16 protein-coding genes are annotated in these 16,560 nt (G+C 67.8%); 2 read left to right on the forward strand and 14 right to left on the reverse strand.

The genetic code is table 11. From position 1 onward, the window contains the following. The first annotated feature begins 142 nt into the window (after positions 1-142). Positions 143-2,101 carry a PhoX family protein gene (locus PL79_RS35160; protein WP_044848030.1) on the forward strand — a complete coding sequence of 653 codons (1,959 nt, stop codon included), beginning with the start codon at positions 143-145 and terminating at the stop codon, positions 2,099-2,101. A 215-nt stretch (positions 2,102-2,316) separates the two neighbouring features. Here PL79_RS35160 and PL79_RS35165 read toward each other — a convergent pair whose 3' ends face one another. From PL79_RS35165 to PL79_RS35225, 13 genes are all read right to left on the reverse strand, one after another. After that, positions 2,317-2,931, reverse strand: coding sequence for a type II secretion system protein (locus PL79_RS35165; protein WP_082088716.1), 615 nt, complete (start codon positions 2,929-2,931; stop codon positions 2,317-2,319). Next, positions 2,928-3,344, reverse strand: coding sequence for a type II secretion system protein (locus tag PL79_RS35170; protein WP_044848031.1), 417 nt, complete (start codon positions 3,342-3,344; stop codon positions 2,928-2,930). Before PL79_RS35170 ends, PL79_RS35165 begins: the two co-directional genes overlap by 4 nt. Before the next feature lie 9 nt (positions 3,345-3,353). Further along, the gene (locus PL79_RS35175) at positions 3,354-3,887 is read right to left on the reverse strand and encodes a type II secretion system protein (RefSeq protein WP_044848032.1); all 534 of its coding nucleotides are present in this window, start codon (positions 3,885-3,887) and stop codon (positions 3,354-3,356) included. 148 nt (positions 3,888-4,035) lie between these two features. Beyond that, positions 4,036-6,219: a type IV pilus secretin PilQ gene (locus PL79_RS35180; protein ID WP_328592093.1), complete on the reverse strand. Its 2,184-nt coding sequence runs from the start codon at positions 6,217-6,219 to the stop codon at positions 4,036-4,038. Next, positions 6,220-6,861 (reverse strand): hypothetical protein, encoded by a 642-nt coding sequence (locus tag PL79_RS35185; protein WP_044849139.1) that lies wholly within the window; start codon positions 6,859-6,861, stop codon positions 6,220-6,222. It abuts the gene before it with no gap. Further along, on the reverse strand, positions 6,858-7,424 hold the full coding sequence (locus PL79_RS35190; RefSeq protein WP_044849140.1) for a hypothetical protein: 567 nt from the start codon (positions 7,422-7,424) through the stop codon (positions 6,858-6,860). The genes PL79_RS35185 and PL79_RS35190 overlap by 4 nt, the downstream gene beginning before the upstream one ends. Next, positions 7,421-7,951, reverse strand: coding sequence for a membrane protein (locus tag PL79_RS35195; RefSeq protein ID WP_044849141.1), 531 nt, complete (start codon positions 7,949-7,951; stop codon positions 7,421-7,423). Before PL79_RS35195 ends, PL79_RS35190 begins: the two co-directional genes overlap by 4 nt. Further along, complete coding sequence (locus PL79_RS35200; RefSeq protein ID WP_044849142.1) at positions 7,948-8,814, reverse strand: hypothetical protein; 867 nt, start codon at positions 8,812-8,814, stop codon at positions 7,948-7,950. The genes PL79_RS35195 and PL79_RS35200 overlap by 4 nt, the downstream gene beginning before the upstream one ends. Next, positions 8,795-10,513 (reverse strand): GspE/PulE family protein, encoded by a 1,719-nt coding sequence (locus PL79_RS35205; protein WP_044849143.1) that lies wholly within the window; start codon positions 10,511-10,513, stop codon positions 8,795-8,797. Before PL79_RS35205 ends, PL79_RS35200 begins: the two co-directional genes overlap by 20 nt. 18 nt (positions 10,514-10,531) lie before the next feature. Further along, on the reverse strand, positions 10,532-11,734 hold the full coding sequence (locus tag PL79_RS35210) for a type II secretion system F family protein (RefSeq protein ID WP_044849144.1): 1,203 nt from the start codon (positions 11,732-11,734) through the stop codon (positions 10,532-10,534). A gap of 56 nt (positions 11,735-11,790) precedes the next feature. Further along, a complete protein-coding gene (gspG, locus tag PL79_RS35215) occupies positions 11,791-12,207 on the reverse strand; it encodes a type II secretion system major pseudopilin GspG (protein ID WP_044849150.1) in 417 nt (138 codons plus the stop codon). 216 nt (positions 12,208-12,423) lie between these two features. Continuing rightward, positions 12,424-13,098 (reverse strand): response regulator, encoded by a 675-nt coding sequence (locus PL79_RS35220; RefSeq protein WP_044849145.1) that lies wholly within the window; start codon positions 13,096-13,098, stop codon positions 12,424-12,426. A gap of 29 nt (positions 13,099-13,127) precedes the next feature. Further along, entirely contained in the window at positions 13,128-13,778 is a 651-nt protein-coding gene (locus PL79_RS35225) for an SCO family protein (protein ID WP_442861579.1), read from the reverse strand. Between the two features lie 649 nt (positions 13,779-14,427). Between PL79_RS35225 and PL79_RS35230 the strand changes: the two genes are divergently transcribed. Further along, positions 14,428-15,546: a sensor histidine kinase gene (locus PL79_RS35230; RefSeq protein ID WP_044849147.1), complete on the forward strand. Its 1,119-nt coding sequence runs from the start codon at positions 14,428-14,430 to the stop codon at positions 15,544-15,546. A gap of 13 nt (positions 15,547-15,559) precedes the next feature. Here the strand turns inward: PL79_RS35230 and PL79_RS35235 are convergent, their stop codons facing one another. Beyond that, positions 15,560-16,339, reverse strand: a complete 780-nt coding sequence (locus PL79_RS35235) for a response regulator (RefSeq protein WP_044849151.1) — start codon at positions 16,337-16,339, stop codon at positions 15,560-15,562. Positions 16,340-16,560: the final 221 nt, after the last annotated feature.

Below are 16,560 nucleotides of genomic sequence, written 5' to 3' on the forward strand. Positions count from 1 at the left end.
ACACATCATTACGTTTTCTATTCAAAAAACTTTCATCTAGCGTCCCTACACTTCGGTCCAGTTTTCAACTTGCCTTCGCCTTGCTTGCTGATCGCCTGCTTCGCGGAAGGCCATTCTTCCAATATCTGAAACTGGACTCCACATGCCCGCGTTGCCCAATGCTTCCCGTCGTCAGGCCCTGAAGATCCTCGCCGGCGCGCCCATGCTGCCCCTCTCCGGCCTCGCGCTGCCGGCCCTGCTGACCGGCTGCGGCGGCGACGACAATCCGGTGGCGGCGACGCCGGCCGCCGCGTACACGTCGGCGGCGTTCTCGGCGATGGCCGCGCCCACGCTCGACAACGCGGCCGCGATGGCCACGACGACGGTCGGCTCGACGCTGTCGGTGTCGTTCTCGGACGGCTCGTCGCGCAACTTCAAGCTCGCGTACCGACCGTTCTTCGTGACCGGCGACATGGTGCCGGACGGCAAGGGCGGCACGACCCTCGCGGGCGGCTATTACGACATCAACAACCAGCCGATCATCGACCGCTCGGTGGCGGGCAAGGAGCGCCAGTTCTACTCGGACTGCCCGGACGGCAGCTCGCTGCTGACGCTGAAGAACGCCAGCGTCGCCGGCGTGAAGGGCAACACGGTGTTCGCGGTCGTGCAGTTCGAATACACGACGCGCGACCAGGCAAGCGCGTCACAGTACGGCCAGCTGCCGTCGCCGATCGCGGTGATCACGCTCGACCAGGATCCGTCCAGCGGCGCGCTGAAGGTCGTCAAGTATCACAACGTCGACACGTCGAAGGCGCACGGCCTGTGGATCACGTGCGGCGCGAGCCTGTCGCCGTGGGGCACGCACCTGTCGAGCGAGGAATACGAGCCGGATGCGACGAAGGCCGCGACCGACGCCCAGTTCAAGGCATTCAGCCGGAACACGTTCGGCGACGAGACGAAGGCGAACCCCTACCACTACGGCCACCTGCCCGAGATCACGGTGAATCCGGACGGCACCGGCACGGTGAAGAAGCACTACTGCCTCGGCCGCATCTCGCACGAGCTGATCCAGGTGATGCCGGACCAGCGCACCGTGATGATGGGTGACGACGCCACCAACGGCGGCCTGTTCATGTTCGTCGCCGACAAGGCGGCCGACCTGTCGGCCGGCACGCTGTACGTCGCGAAGTGGACGCAGACGTCGTCCGCCGGCGCGGGCAGCGCGACGCTCACCTGGATCAAAATCGGCCACGCGACGAGCAGCGAGATCGAGACGCTCGCGAACACGCTGAAGGCGTCGGACATCATGGACCTGACGACGACCGACCCGAACGACGCGAGCTACACGAAGATCCACTTCGGCGGCAAGTTCAACTGGATGCGCGTGAAGCCCGGGATGGAAAAGGCGGCCGCGTTCCTCGAGACGCACCGCTACGCGGCGCTGATCGGCGGCAGCATGGCGTTCACGAAGCTCGAAGGCACGACGGTCAACGCGAAGGACAAGATCGTCTACACGGCGATGTCGCGGATCGAGACGTCGATGGTCAGCGGCAATGCGGTGTCGCGCGACGTCGCGGTGGACAAGAAGATCGCCGCGGGCGCCGTCTATGCGCTGAACCTGAAGGCCGGCCAGCGCGACAAGTCGGGCAGCGCGATCGACAGCGAGTGGGTGCCGGTCGACATGAGCGCGCCGGCCGCGCTCGTCGGCGAGGACCTCGCCGCGGCCGATGCGCTCGGCAACCTCGCGAACCCGGACAAGATCGCGAACCCCGACAACCTGAAGTTCTCCGAAAAGCTGCGCACGCTGTTCATCGGCGAAGACTCGGGCATGCACGTGAACAACTTCCTGTGGGCGTACAACGTCGACACGAAATCGCTCGCGCGCGTGCTGTCGTGCCCGGCCGGCGCCGAATCGACGGGCCTGCACGCGGTCGACGAGATCAATGGCTGGACCTACGTGATGAGCAACTTCCAGCACGTGGGCGACTGGGAGACGCCGCTGCACGACAAGGTCAAGGCGACGCTCGACCCGCTGGTGCGCGCGAACTACAAGGACCGCTTCGGCGCGAGCGTCGGCTACCTGACGGCCGAGCCGACCAGCATCAAGCTCGCGAAGGCCTGAGCCTCTGACCGGGCGTCCCTGGCCGGGCGCACCTAACCGGGCGTCCCTGGTCGGACGTCCCTAACCGGGCGTCCCTAACCAGGCGCCCCTAGCCGGGCGCCCCTTTCTTCATCACGTTTCATTCGTCGGCGCTCCACGCCGTTTTACGCGCGATGCCCGTTGCGGGCGTCGCGCTTTTTTGCGTGCGGCCTCTATCGCGTGGTACCGAATCCGCGTCAACGCAAGCCCGTCGGCACCTGTCCGGGCAGCGAGCCGCCCGGAAAACCGGACAGGCTCGGCGCACTGGCCGGCCGCGCCGGCGCCGCCGGCGACGCTTCGTCAGCCGATGCGGCCATACCCGGTGCGAGGTAAAGAAACTTCCATTGCCGATAGGTTTCGAGGCCCTCGAAGTCCCTGTATCGATCCGGAAATCCCGCGCGCTTGATCGGCGCGCCATCCGAGCTGCTGGATACGCCGTAGAACCGGTCGGCCCGCCACAGGAACGACCAGTCGTTCTTGCCGCTGACCGGATCCGGATATGCGCGGCGCAGATGATGCATGGGCGTGGCAAAGCGCGTATCGTCCAGCAGGTCGTCGACCGTTTGCGGATATACGCGCCCGACACGGTAGTACGCGACGATGGCCCTGCGGTACTGATCGCCGACGAACAGCAGTTGCCGCTCCTGTTCGCGGCGCCGCTGCAGCGACCAGACATCCAGCGCGCCGGCCAGCGCGATCGACATCAGCATCAGCGCGATCAGCAGCGCGAGCAGCACGAGCCCGCGCTGCCGCCCGCCGCGCAGGCGCGCATGCATCGCACGCGCGCGCGCGGCCCGGCCGGACCGGCTCATTTCACCGCCCCGGCCACGCCCGCCGTTCCCGCCGTTCCCGCCACGCCCGGCGGCGCGCCTTGCACACCGCTCGCGGGCCCCACATCGTAGACGCCCGGCTTGGTGTCGTCCGGCGATGCGATCGTCGCCCATTTGTCGTCGCCGTTCACCGGATCGACCGGAACCGCGCGCAAGTAGTGCTTCGCGACCAGTTCGTCGAGCGTGTCGGGGTATTGCCCGTTGTCACCGTAATACTGGTCGATCGCATTGCGCATCACCGCGAGGTTCTGCCGCCGCACCTGTTCCTTCCCGCGCTCGATGCTGTGCATGTAGCGCGGCACGGCCAAGGTCAGAAGCAGCCCGATGATGGCCATCACGACCACGATTTCGATCAGCGTAAAGCCGCGGATCCTGCGCATGCGAGCGGGTTTCATGATGAACCGTCACCATTGTTTGTACGGAATGCCGTTGATGCCGACGCGAGCGGATTTCGAGGTCACGTCGAACACGTCCTTGCCGGGCTCCATGCCGGCAGGAGCCGCGTCGGCCGACGGGTCCGGCGGCGTGCCGTACGCGCGCACATCCCAGGTGTCCTCGGCCGGCGTATCAGGATCGCCGGCGAAGAACGGATCGCGCGGCACGCGGCGCAGGAACGTCATCATGCCGCCCTTCGGGTCGCGGACGTTCTTCACGCCCGTCACGAGCACGGCCAGCGACGGCGGATAGCCGGACGCTTCCGCCTCCTTTTCGATCTGCCCCGCATCGCTCGCATCCTTGTACGCATCGAGCGCCGTGCGAATCTCGCGCAACGCGGCACTCAGCTCCTGCTCCTTCTGACGCTGCACGATCAGTTCGGAGAACGGCATGATCGCGAGCGCGAGGATCGACACGAGCGCGAGCGTGATGACCATCTCGATCAACGTGAAGCCGCGCCGGCCGACGCGGCCAATGCGAGGCGCTGCGCGGCGGGCGTTCACGGCTCACTTCCCGATCGGGCGAAGCGGGTTTTCGTTCGGGATATCGCCCGCCGGCATCTGCAGCGTCGGAGCGGGCGACGCCGGCGCGGCGGCCGGCGCATTGGCCGCCGCGGCGCCTGCTCGGCCGGTGCCGGCGACGCAACCGGCGTCACGGTGGTGCCCGGCGCGGGCGCCACTTCATTGCCGCCGCGCGGCGCCTGCGCCGCGCCGCAGCCGGCTGCTCCGCCGCGGCGGCCCGGGCCGGCGCGGGCAATCCCGGCTGAGACCTCGAAAACCGCCGCCGTACGGGTCGGGCGCGGCGTCGTGCGCGGTGCGGCCGGCAGCTGCCCGAACGCGCCGCTCTGCGGCGATGGCTGCGCACGGTTCGCCGCGGCCTCCAGCGGCGACGGCGCGCCGCCCGACGTCCCGCCGCCACGCTGCCCGGAACGACCTTCGCCTCCGGCGCCGCGGGGGCCTTCGCCTCTGGCGCCGCCGGCGCCTTCGCGTCCGTCGCCGCGGGCGCCTCCGCATTCAGCGCCACCGGGTCGAGTCGCAACTGGTCGGCATGCACGTTGACGTCGGTGCCCGACCACACTTCCTGCGTGTCCGCATCCGCCGCAACCTGCGGGCGGACGATATGCGGCGTGATCTGCAGCACGATCTCGGTCTTCTTGTGATCGCCGCCGTGATCCGAGAACAGGCGGCCGAGCACCGGCAACTGGCCAAGGCCCGGCACCTTGTTCGCGTTGCGGCGGTCCTCGTCCGAGATCAGGCCGCCCATGATCTGCGTTTCGCCGTCCCGAAGCCGCAGGCTGGTCGACGCACTGCGCGTGCCGATCTGATACGCGAGCGAACTCAGCCCCTGCGAGTTGCCGCTCGAGATCGTGTTGGTGATGTTGCTGACTTCGAGATTCAGCTTGATGCCGACGTCGCCGTCGCGATAAACCTGCGGCTCGACCTCGAGCTTGATGCCCACGTCGAGGTACTGGATCATCTGCGTAAATGACGGGCCGCTGGTGCTCGGCGTGCTCGAGCTCGAAATCACCGGCACCTTGTCGCCGATCATGATGCGCGCCTTCTCCTTGTTGCGCGCGCGGATGCGCGGGCTCGCGAGGAGGTTCGCGTCGGTGTCGGTCAGCTTGAAGTCCGCGGTGGCCGACAGGCCGCTCACGTTCAGCGCATTGATCGGCAGATGATGCAGCACGCCCCAGGTATCGGCCGAGCTCGGCGTCGACACCGTAAACGAGTTGGGCCAGTTGATGCCGAGTTGCGATATCCGGTCGTGCGATACCTCCAGCACCTCGACCTCGAGCATCACCTCCGGCTCCGGCAAGTCCTGGGCGGTGATCATTTCCTCGGCGACCTTGATCGTGTCCGGCGTGCCGCGGATCGTCACCGAGTTCGCGCGCTCGTCGATCACGGCCTCCTTCACCTTCAGCAGGCTCTTCAGCAGCGACTGGATCTGCTTCGCATCGACGTTCGACAGCTGGAACGTGCGCACCTTGAGCTCCTGGTATTCGAGCTCCTTGGCCGGCGTCGCCGGGTAGATGAACAGCGTGTTCGCATTCATCTGCTTCTTGTCGAGCTGGTTCTGCAACAGGATCATGTCGACCGTGTCCTGCAGCGACGCGTTCTGCACGAAGATCGTCGTCTTCAGGTCGGCGCGCACGTCGCGATCGAAAATGACGTTCAGCCCGGACGTCCGCGACAAGGCCTCGAACACCATCCGCACGTTCGCGTCGCGGAACTGCAGCGACACCGGCGTGCGCATGATCGACGACGCCGCGAGCTTGTCGTCGCGGTCCGCGTGTTGCTGGCGGCGCTTTTCGTCGAGTTCCGCCTGCATCCGCATCGCCATCGCGTTGGCCGGATCCTCGACCAGCACGCGATGCACGCGTTCGGCGGCCTGCGTGTACGAACCGCGCTTCATCATGCGGTCCGCTTCCTGCAGGATCGCGAGATGCTTGCGGTCCTGGTCGATCATCGCGCCGATCCGGCGCGCGCGCTCGCTGGTCGGATCGAGCTGCTTCGCCATGTAGACGGAGCGCGCCGCGTCGTCGAATTCGTTCTGCTGACGAAACGCGTCCGCGTTGTCGAGCAGCTGGGCGACCGAGTCGTTGCGCTCGTGCAACGCGTCGATCTTCACCTGCGCATTGGTCGGATCGTCCTGAAGGTTCGGCACATGCGCGCAGCCGCCGCATGCGAGCAGCGCCACGGCGATCGCCAGCGCGCGTTGCGTCGCGCAGCGGGGCGCCGGTGCGGGTCGCGCACCGGCCGGGGTGACGGAGCCAAGGCGTGTCGACGGGCCGCCGTCCCCGTTGCGGCGCACATTCCGTGTCAGTACGGTTTCCATTTACTTTCCTTCCACTGAAATGGGCACCATCTGGATCTGGTTCAGCGGCAGATAGGTGAGCACCACGTTCGCCTCGGACACCGACTCGACGCGATACTGGCTGTCGATCACATCGCCCGGCGAAACGATCAGCAACTGGTCTCCGTTGCCGAGAAACACTTGCGGCTTCGCCGACTTGGCATCCTGCTGGCCGAGATAGACGAACGGCACCGGCGGCGCGGTCGGCGGCGCCGGACGCGTTTCGGGCGGCGGCGGCACGACGGGCGGCGGCGGCAGCCATGACGACGCCGTGAAGGGATCGTGCGCAGCTTCGACGGACACGGGCGCACGCAATGCGGCGAGCTGTTCCCGCGCGGTCGCCGCCGCGTCATGCGGCGCGGGTACGTCATGCGCCGCGGGCAACGACGCGGGCGCAGGCGCGGCGGCATGCGAGGCCGCCGCAAGGCCTGCGCGTGCGCGTGCCGGCGCGGGCGCCACGCGCGCACCGTCGCGATGGACGATGCCGCTTGCCGCGGCCGGTGCCGGCTGCTGCATCGCCGCCACCAGCACGCGATATCCGGTACCGGCGACGACGAGGCAGCCCAGCACGAGCACAAGCACGAGTCGATTGCGCGAAGCGGGTTTGATCACGGCGGAGATCATGGCTGGGCGCTCCGATAGACGAGTTCGAAACGAACCCGCGCGTCGAGAATGCTGCTGCCCACCGCCGGACGCTCGACGTGGATTTCCTGCAGCGCCGCGTTCGGCACGTGGTTCAGCACCGATGCGAGAAAATGCCGGATCGCGCCGTACTGATCCTTCACGGGCAGCATCACCTGGTAGCGCGTGAAGCGCGCCCCCGACTCGGTCGTCATCTGGTACTCGGCGGAGCCGAGCGCCAGATGGCTGTCGCGCGCCTGCTCGAAGATCGACGCGATGTCGTCCGCGCTTTGCGAAAAGCGCGGAAAGAGCGCCGGCAACGTGTCGAGCATCGTCGCGTCCGCCGCCGTGCCGCGCACGTCGGCCGGACGCTGGCCGCGTGCGGCGCGCGCGACGCCCGCCGGAACCTGCATCGCGCGCGTGTCGGCCTCCACGCCGGCGAGCGCCGCATACGTGATGCCCGCGGCACCGAGCATCAGGATCCCGGCGAGCCCCGGCAGACCGAATGCGCGCCGCCACGCGAACCGAAGCGTGAGCAGGCGGTCCGCGAAACGATCGGCTTTCATGATTTCCTCCAGACGGCCGTGATCTGGAAACGCACCGGCTTTCCCGCCACGTTCTCCTCGACGAGGTGGCCGTTGAGCGTCGCCTCGCGCAGCACGTCGCTCGTCTGCAAGTACTTCAGGTACGCGATCATCGCGTCCGGGTCCTTCGCTTCGGCCGTGATGCGAATCTGGCCCTGTGCCGGGTTCTGGTCGATGCCGATCAGTGCGACGTCATGGCCCGGATAGTCTTCGACGATCGAGAAGAGCGTCTGCCACGGCACGGTCAGTTCGCGCAGCACGGCCTGGCTCTGCTTTTCCGCGAGCCGGGCGGCCGCGGTCGGCGGCGGCTTCACAACGTGTTGTTGCGCGAACGTGCGATGCTGAACGAGCGCCAGCGCGTCCCGGATGCGATCGTTCTCCGCATACGCGTGCCAGAGCCGGACGGCGCACGCGCCCCACAGCAGCGCGGCGACGCCGAGCAGGATCGCGCCGCTCACGCCGATACGGGCGCGGCGCCGGCAAAAATCGATGTCGAGCGTGCGGCTCATGATGCGTACTCCAGCAACCGGCGCGCAGGCGAACCGTCGAGCGCCGCGCGGCCCGGCAGCACGGCCGCGGCAAAACGCGCCTCGAACGGCGCGGCATCCGTGTCGACGCCGCACAGATAGACCTTGCAGTCGTCGCGCGTCAGGCCCGTGCGCGTCGCCGAGCGCTCGAACAGCTGCTCGGCGAGTTCGGCAAGCCTCGCCGCATCGCCGGACTCGCCCGGAAAGAGGCGCTGCGCGTCGTACGCGGTCCACTCGCCGCGCTCGATCATGACCGCCTGCAGCAACGCCTCGCCGACGACGAGCAGCATCGCGTCGCCGTCCGGCTTCACCGCAACCCGATCGAGCGTCTCCGGAAGTCCCGCGCGCAGGCAGCGGATGCGGACGTCGCCGGCTGCGCCCGTCCCGAGAATGCCGTCGTACAGCGTGCGCGGCAGCGCGCTGGCAAAGAGCACACGGCCGCCGCGCCGCACGTCGAAGCGCGTGACCAGCGACTCGGCGGCGACCCCGTAGGTGTCGGAGAAATGCGCGAGCGCGATGTCCTCGAGCTCGCGCGCGTGCAGCGCGCGGAAGTCGCCGCGCAGGATCGCATGGCAACACCAGAAATCGTCGAGCACGACGTGCGCGCCGCGCTTGGGCGGCCGCTTCGCGTTGCCGTCGCTGCCGGCCGTCGCGGCCAGCGCGGCACCCAGCGCGTCGAGCACCCCCGTCTCGCTCCCGAACCGTTCGTCGGGGATGACGACGCTGAGCGGATCGGCGGCGAACCCGCTCCGGCCCGGCCGCCACGGTGCGCGCGGGCGGATGCCGACGACGATCTCGCGCGTGCCGACGCCGATCGCGAGCCGATCATTCGACCATGGTGACACGATTGATCTCCTCGAGCGTCGTTTCGCCGCGCCTCACCAGGTCGATCGCCGATGCGCGCAACGTCGTCATGCCGTAGCGCAGCGCCGCCGCCTTGATGTGCCCGAGCGGCGCGCGCTCCGACAGCAGTTGCCGCAGTTCGTCGTTCATGCGCAGCGCCTCCGCGATCGCGCGCCGGCCGCGATAGCCGCTGCCGCGGCACATCGCGCACCCGGTACCGCGGCGAAACAGGTAGCTGCCGGCCGTGTCGGGGTCGATGCCCGAGCGGGCGAGCGCATCCGCGTCGACCTTGTCCTCGTCCAGGCAGTCCGGACAGCACTGGCGCAGCAGCCGCTGCGCAATCACGCCGTTCAGCGCCGATACGAAGCTGTACGGATCGACCTCCATGTTCGTGAAACGGCCGATCACGTCGAACACGTTGTTCGCATGCACGGTGGTGAACACCTGGTGGCCGGTCAGCGCGGCCTGCACGGCGATCTGCGCGGTTTCGGGATCGCGGATTTCGCCGACCATGATCTTGTCCGGATCGTGCCGCAGGATCGACCGCAAGCCGCGCGCGAACGTCAGGCCCTTCGCCTCGTTGACCGGTATCTGCAGGATCTCGCCGAGCTGGTATTCGACCGGATCCTCGATCGTCACGATCTTCTCGAGCCCGTTGTTGATTTCGGTGAGGATTGCATAAAGCGTCGTGGTCTTGCCGCTGCCGGTGGGGCCCGTGACGAGCAGCATCCCGTACGGCATCGACGCGACCGACCGCATGAAGCGCGTGTCGGCGGGCTGGAACCCCAGCGCCTCGAGCGTCAGGCCGCCCGACGCCTGGGACAGCTGGTAGCGGTCGAGAATCCGCAACACCGCGTCCTCGCCGAACTGGTTCGGCATGATCGATACGCGAAAATCGATCTCACGTCCGGCGTACATCGCCTTGAAGCGCCCGTCCTGCGGAATGCGGCGCTCCGCGATATCGAGCTCGGAGATCACCTTCACGCGCGACAGCACCTGGTCCGCGACGTCGCGGCCCTCGACGCGCCCGACCACCGTCAGCACGCCATCGACCCGGCACTTGATCATCAAGCCGTTCGCCCGGCATTCGAGGTGGATGTCGCTCGCCAGCATCTTGAGCGCGTCGTAGATCGTCGAATTGAGCAGCCGCACCACCGGGCTGTCGTCGCTGCTGATGCCCTGCAGCGTCAGGGCGAGCGACGCCGGATCGGGCGCATTCTGGATCGGATCGTCGAACGCGAGCGAATCCATCGCGCGGATGTCCTTCTCGCGCACGGCGAGATAGGCGCCCAGGTCGCCCGCGCTCGCGAGCGCCCATCCGTACGGCAGCGCGGGGTGCGCACGCATCCGGTGCTCGATCCAGCCGCGCGTGCGCGCATCGAGCGGATCGGCGATCGCGAACAGCAGCGCGCCGCAATCGGGATCGCGCAGGCACACGCAAAGGCGCGCCGTTGCCTCGACGAACGGCACCAGCTCGAAATCCGGCACCAGGCGATTCAGTTCACGCATGCCGATCGGCTTCATCCGGAATTGCGCCGCGAGCCGCTCGCGCATCTCGTCCGCGCCCAGCGCCGTCTGCGCCGTCAATGCCTCGAGCGCGCGCAGGCCCGAACCGTGCCGTTCGCCGAGCGTGCGCAGCAGGTCGCGCAGTTCGGCGTCCGCGTCGGGCGGGTTGTCGGGGGAGGATGTGAGGGTGTCCACGCGCGTCTCCGGGGCGGCCTACTGAATGCTCGACGCGATCTCGAAGATCGGCATGTACATCAACACGACGATGCCGCCGATCACCACGCCGATCACGATCATCATCATGGGTTCGATCAGGCGCGAAATCAGGTCGATCGTGCGCGACACCTGCGCTTCCTGAAACGCGGCGATCCGGTCGAGGACGGGCCCGAGGCCGCCGGTCTTCTCGGCCACCGTCAGCAGCCGGTAGCCGATTGCATTCGCGAGACCGGCCTGCTGGAACGCGTCGGACATCTTCGCGCCGTTGCGGACCTGCTGCAGCGCGCGCGCCAGCGCGGCCTGGTCCGCGCGGCCGACCAGGCCGCGTGCGAGATCGAACGCGCGAATGGCGGGAATGCCGCCGTCGACCAGCATCGCCGTCGTGCGATAGAACTGCGACTGGCGAAACACGCGGAAGTGTTGCCCGATGCCGGGCAGCGCCAGCAGCCGATCCGCGAGCCAGATGCGCAGAGCCGGCCGCCGCAGCGCGATACCGGCGGCCACGGCCAGCACCGCGAGGCCGCCGGCCAGCTCGGTGCCGTGCGCGTGCACCATGCCGCCCCACGCCATCAGCAGCCGCGACATCAGCGGCAGCTCGCGTCCGCTGTGTTCGAGCAGCGTCGCGAAGCGCGGCACCACGAAGCCGAGCAGGAACAGCACGACGGCCGCACCGACAAACAGCAGCACCGTCGGGTAGATCGCCGCCGACACGACCCGCGCGCGCAACTCGCGCAGCGTCGCGCTGTTGTGCGAATAGCGCGTCAGGCTGTCGGCCAGGCCGCCGGTCTGCTCGCTCGCCTTCACGCACGCCACCAGCACCGGCGGAAAGATCGGGCTCGCATGCTCGAGCGCCGCCGACAGCGACTGCCCTTCCTCGAGCTGCCGCAGCAGATCGCGGCACACCTGCGCGGACGCCTCGCGCCGCGCGTTGCCGCCGAGCGTGCGCAACGCGTCGACGAGGCCCACACCCGCATCGAGCAGCGCCGCCAGTTCGCGCGCGAACATGTCGACGTCGAACCGCGCACGCGGCATGCCGAGCCGGTTCGCGCCGCGCCGCTGCCGCCCGGCGTCCGTGCTGACCGATACGACGCGAAGGCCCCGCGCACGCGCGAGCGAGGCCGCGTTCGCCGGCGAATCGCTGTCGATGCGAAGCGTCTGCACCGAGCCGCTCGTATCGAATACATGCAGCACGAATTTCACGTCGGGTCTCCTTGCGAACTGCTCACGACGCGCGCCGCGGTCGCGGCCACGCGCCCCTACCACGACGAGATCGTCACGTTCTCGCCGGTACCGCCGCCGCGTCCGTCCTTGCCGAGCGAGAACAGGTCGTAGTCGCCGTGCTCGCCCGGTGAACGATACTGATAGGGCCGGTCCCACGGATCCGCCGGGACGGCCTTCTGCAGATAGGGGCCGCTCCACCGCGATGCGCTTTGCGGCTTGTTCACGAGCGCATCCAGCCCTTCCTCGGTCGTCGGATAGGTACCGACGTCGAGCCGGTATTGATCCAGCGCCTGACCGAGCGACACGATCTGCGCACGCGCGATCTTGACGTTGGACTTGCCGACCTGTTCGAAATACCGTGGCGCCACGAGCCCTGCCAGCAACCCGATGATGACCATCACGACCAGCAGCTCGAGCAGCGTGAAGCCGCGACTCGCACACGCGCGGCACACGCGTCGTTCGTCACGCTGCCGCCGGCCCGGCGCGCCGGCCGGGAACGAGAACGATTCGTGGCTCACGGCTGCCTCCCTGTATCGACCCGCGGCACCGGCGCCGCCGATGCCGTTGATTGCATTCTTGTTCACGCCGGTACGGGTCAGAAGTAGGGAGTGCCGTCCATCCCCATGGGTAAATCCCCCCCTGTTGGGCCCTGCCCCAATGGAGGGGGTTTACACACGGTCGTCGTCGTTCAGCGCGAGCACACCGACGTCGATCGCGAAGTGAACGAGGCCGGTCAGGTTCACGACGCCGAGCTTGCGCATGAGATTGGCGCGGTGCTTGTCCACCGTTTTCGGACTGACCTTCAGGCACTCGCCGACCTGCCGGCTCGTGTGCCCTTCGACGACGAGGCGCAACACCGTGCGCTCGCGACTCGTCAGCGCATTCCACAATCGCGCCCGGTGCGCGTTCGCGTCGTGCAGCCCGTGCAGGCCGGCGCGGGCGCGATAGGCGTCGAGGCTGACCACGCATTTGCCCTGCATCACGAAGCGCATCTCGCGCACCAGGTCGGCGAACGGCGAATCCTTGACCACGTAACCGTCCGCGCCGGCGGCAAACGCTTCCCTGACGTTGTCTTCGCTGCGATGGACCGTGAGGACGACGATCCGCGCATGCGGCACGTCGCGCTTGATCGTCGCGATCGCTTCGAAGCCGCTGCCGCCCGGCATGGACAGATCCATCAGGATCAGGTCGGGCCGCGTCTTCTCGGCGAGCCGGCAGGCCTCGACTCCGCCGCTCGCCGCGCCGACGATGCAGTAGTCGGCCAGCTCGGAAACCAGGTGACTCAGGCCGACCCGCAACAGATGCTGATCCTCGACGATCAGCACACGGTGCTTGTTGTCCAATTTCGACGCTCCTTTCAGAGACGCGATACCTAGTTGGACGCGACGACATCGCGATAGGCCGCGAGCAGCTCGGTCGGCGTCGCGAAGCCGTCGATACGCAGCCACGGCTGGCCCGGCGCGGCCCGCACGAACGTCACCGGCGTGTGGTTCATCTTGTCGCCGCGATACACGTTGAACGCGCGTTGCGCGGCGACGCTCGCGTCGACGGTACCGGTGTAGTGCTGCCATTCGGGGCCGGCTTCGAAGCGTGCCGCGTAGGTCCTGAGCCGCTCGGGCGTGTCCGCCTCCGGATCGATCGAGATCGACATGATGTGCACCTTGTCGCGATCGGCGCCGAGTTCGCCCTGCAGCTGCTCGAGCGTCTGGCTGATCATCGGGCAGATGGTCGTGCAACTGGTGTAGATGAATGTCAGGATCACCGGCCGGCCGTCGTCCAGTTCCTTGACCAGCGAGACGGTCCGGCCGTCGTCGCGCACGAGCTGGACCGACGGCTCGGCATACTGGACCATCGTGTGCACGGTGCCCGGCATCACGGCGTGATGATGCATGTGCATGCCGGCGGCTTCGGTCGCGCCGTCGGTCATCTGCGAGGCGGCCTTGTCCGCCGGTTTTGCGGCGGGTGCGGCCGGTGCGGGCGCCGCGGGGCTATCGTCGGCGGGCGCCGCGGCGGGCTGCGTCATGGGCTCGGTAGCGGGCTCCGTCGCCTGCTCCGCGGCGGGCTGCATCGCGGGTTCGGTAGCCGGCTCCATCGCGTGCTCCGCGGAGGGCTGCATCGCGGGCTCGGTGGCCGGCTCCATCGCGTGCTCCGCGGCGTGCGTCGACGCGCTGTCGGCGGCGTTTCCGGCGGGATCTTCGCCACCGTTCTGCATGGTCATTCCCGTCATACTCTCGACGGCATCCGGCGCGGCATTCTGCGTGACGCTCGTGTTCGCGGCGGCGTTTTCCGCGGCCGCACCGCCGGCGTTCTCGATCGCGCTGCCGTCGGGCGCACACCATGCGGGCGTCGCGGCAAGCGCAACGCCCGCGACCACGAGTGCGCCCATCGTCGATCTTCCGATCCTGTTCATACCAGCCTCCCTGAGACGCGCCCAGGCAGCGGACAATTCCGTGCCCCGCCACTGAAGTGTCATGAATCCGGTCGCGAGCGTCATGGGATGACGCCCCCCAAACGCCGGTAGGACATGCCCGCTTGGCGGGATTTCCCGTTGCATACGGAAGGTATTTCCCCAGGACCTACGCGCGAAATCCCCATGTTGCGGGCCGAGTCGGTCACGTCCTAGAATGATCGAAACCTTACGGTTTCCTGAAAACTGCGCTTCGGGAGCTACCATGACTGAACGCCAGCCCGAAGGGCTACGGATCAGGCTGCTCGATCTGATCGATGCGATGCGCAAGCTGCGCAGTGCGCTGCGTACCGATGATCGCCGCAGCGCTGTCGTCACCGATGCGCGTGGAGCGGCGCTCGCCATTCTCGCCGACGACGGCACCTTCGTATCGGTCAATCGCAGTGCCGCGGCGCTGTTCGGCTATACGGCCGCCGAACTCGTCGGCCGGCATCTGTCCGACCTGGCGCCCGACGACGCCCACGCCGAGCTGGCGAGCGAGCTGTCCACGAGCGTCGCCCTTCAGCATCATTCGTTTACTGCGATGCTCAGCGGGCGAAGCGGCCATCCCGCGCGATTCGTCGTACATCAGCAGGCACTTCCCGACGCGCACCTGTCGCTGACGCTGTTCGAGGAACCGTCGACGCCCGAGCCCGAACGGCGCGGCGCCGCGGCGAACGATGCGGGCGTGCATGCCTGCAACACTTATCTCCTGATGGGCCAGCAGAAGGAACGGCATCGGCTTGCCGCGGAATTGCACGACGGGCTCGGCCAGGCGCTGACGCTCATCAAGCTGATGAACGAGGACGCGCTCATGCGCATTCGCCGCGGCGAGATCGCCGACGCGACGACGCTGCTCGACGACGCCGTGCTGCGCATCCGCGAGACGATCGGCGAAGTCCGCCAGATCTGCGGCGAACTGAGGCCGCCGATACTCGACAAGCTCGGACTGCCGGCCGCGCTCGCTTCGCTGTGCCGGCGCATCGAGCGCGACGCGGACCCGCTGTCGGTGGAGTTCAATTGCGACGTCGACGACGACGACATACCGGATCATCTGAAGGCCGACGCGTTCAGAGTCGCGCAGGAGGCACTCCACAACATCGTCAAGCATGCACAGGCCACCGAGATCGTGCTCAGCCTGCAACACGATGCGGGCGGCCTGCTGCTGACGATCGACGACAACGGCGTCGGCTACGAGCGTCGCCCGCTTGCGACGGACGACGCGCGCACGGCGGGGCTCGGCCTGATCGGCATGCAGCACCGCGTCGAGGCGCACGGCGGCACGTTTGCGATCCAGTCGTCCGCCGCGACGGGTACGCGCGTCTCGGCAACCTGGCCGCTCTGACGCGCAGCCACGCTCAGCCCTTCACGCCGCCCGCCGGATAGTCGTCCAGCCGCGCGACGGCGCCTGCCGCCTGCACGCCGTCGGCGACCGCGTGCGTCGACACCTCGTCCACGTTCGGCTCCGCGCATTTCGCCGCGAGTGTCGTCAACAGACCCATGTTCATCGCGACGAGCACCAGCTCCGTCAGATTCGCGAGATGGAGCTTGTGCATCATGCTTGCCCGATACTTCTCGATCGTCTTCGGGCTCAGGTTCAGGTACTGACCGACCTGCCGGTTGGTGCGCCCTTCCGCGATCAGTTTCAGCACGCTGCGTTCGCGTGCGGTCAGGATGTCCCACGCCTTTTTCGGCGCGGGCATTTCGCGACCGCTGACGAACGAGTCGACCATGTAGCCGTATACGTCGGCACTCAGGTGCTTCTTCCCCTGCATGACCATGCGCATCGCGAGCAGCAATTCGTCGAACGAAACGTCCTTGAGCACGTAGCCGTCGACACCCGCGCGCAGCGCCTCGCGCACATACTCTTCGCTCTGGTGCACCGTGAGCGCGACGATCCGGACGGACGGCGTTCGACGCTTGATCGTCGCGCTCGCATCGATGCCGTTCATCCCGCGCATCGACAGATCCATCAGGATCAGGTCCGGCGCGAGCGTCATTGCCTGATGGCATGCCTCCTTGCCGTCCCGCGCTTCGCCGACGACTTCGTAATCGCCTTGTGCGCAAAGCATCGACCGGAGCCCGTTTCTCAGCAGATCGTGATCTTCTGCAATTATCACGCGATATTTAGTATTCACGACTTCCCCCAAGTGTTCCCGCGCTTGCACCCCCGTTGGACATCGATGCCTCGGTTGCACGGTGCCGGACGCCCTTTCTGATGATTTCCTCGGTCCGGTCTGGTGGCCCGCCTCGCGAGCGATTGGCCACGCTCCTCGTCCGAGCAAGGATCGCGCCACCGCGCGGCGCGCGAGCGCCCGCGCCGGGCATGCATCTGCGGAAACGTCGTGCGACGACGGGA

The organism is Burkholderia sp. USMB20 (assembly GCF_000949135.2).
Classification (GTDB): Bacteria; Pseudomonadota; Gammaproteobacteria; order Burkholderiales; family Burkholderiaceae; genus Burkholderia.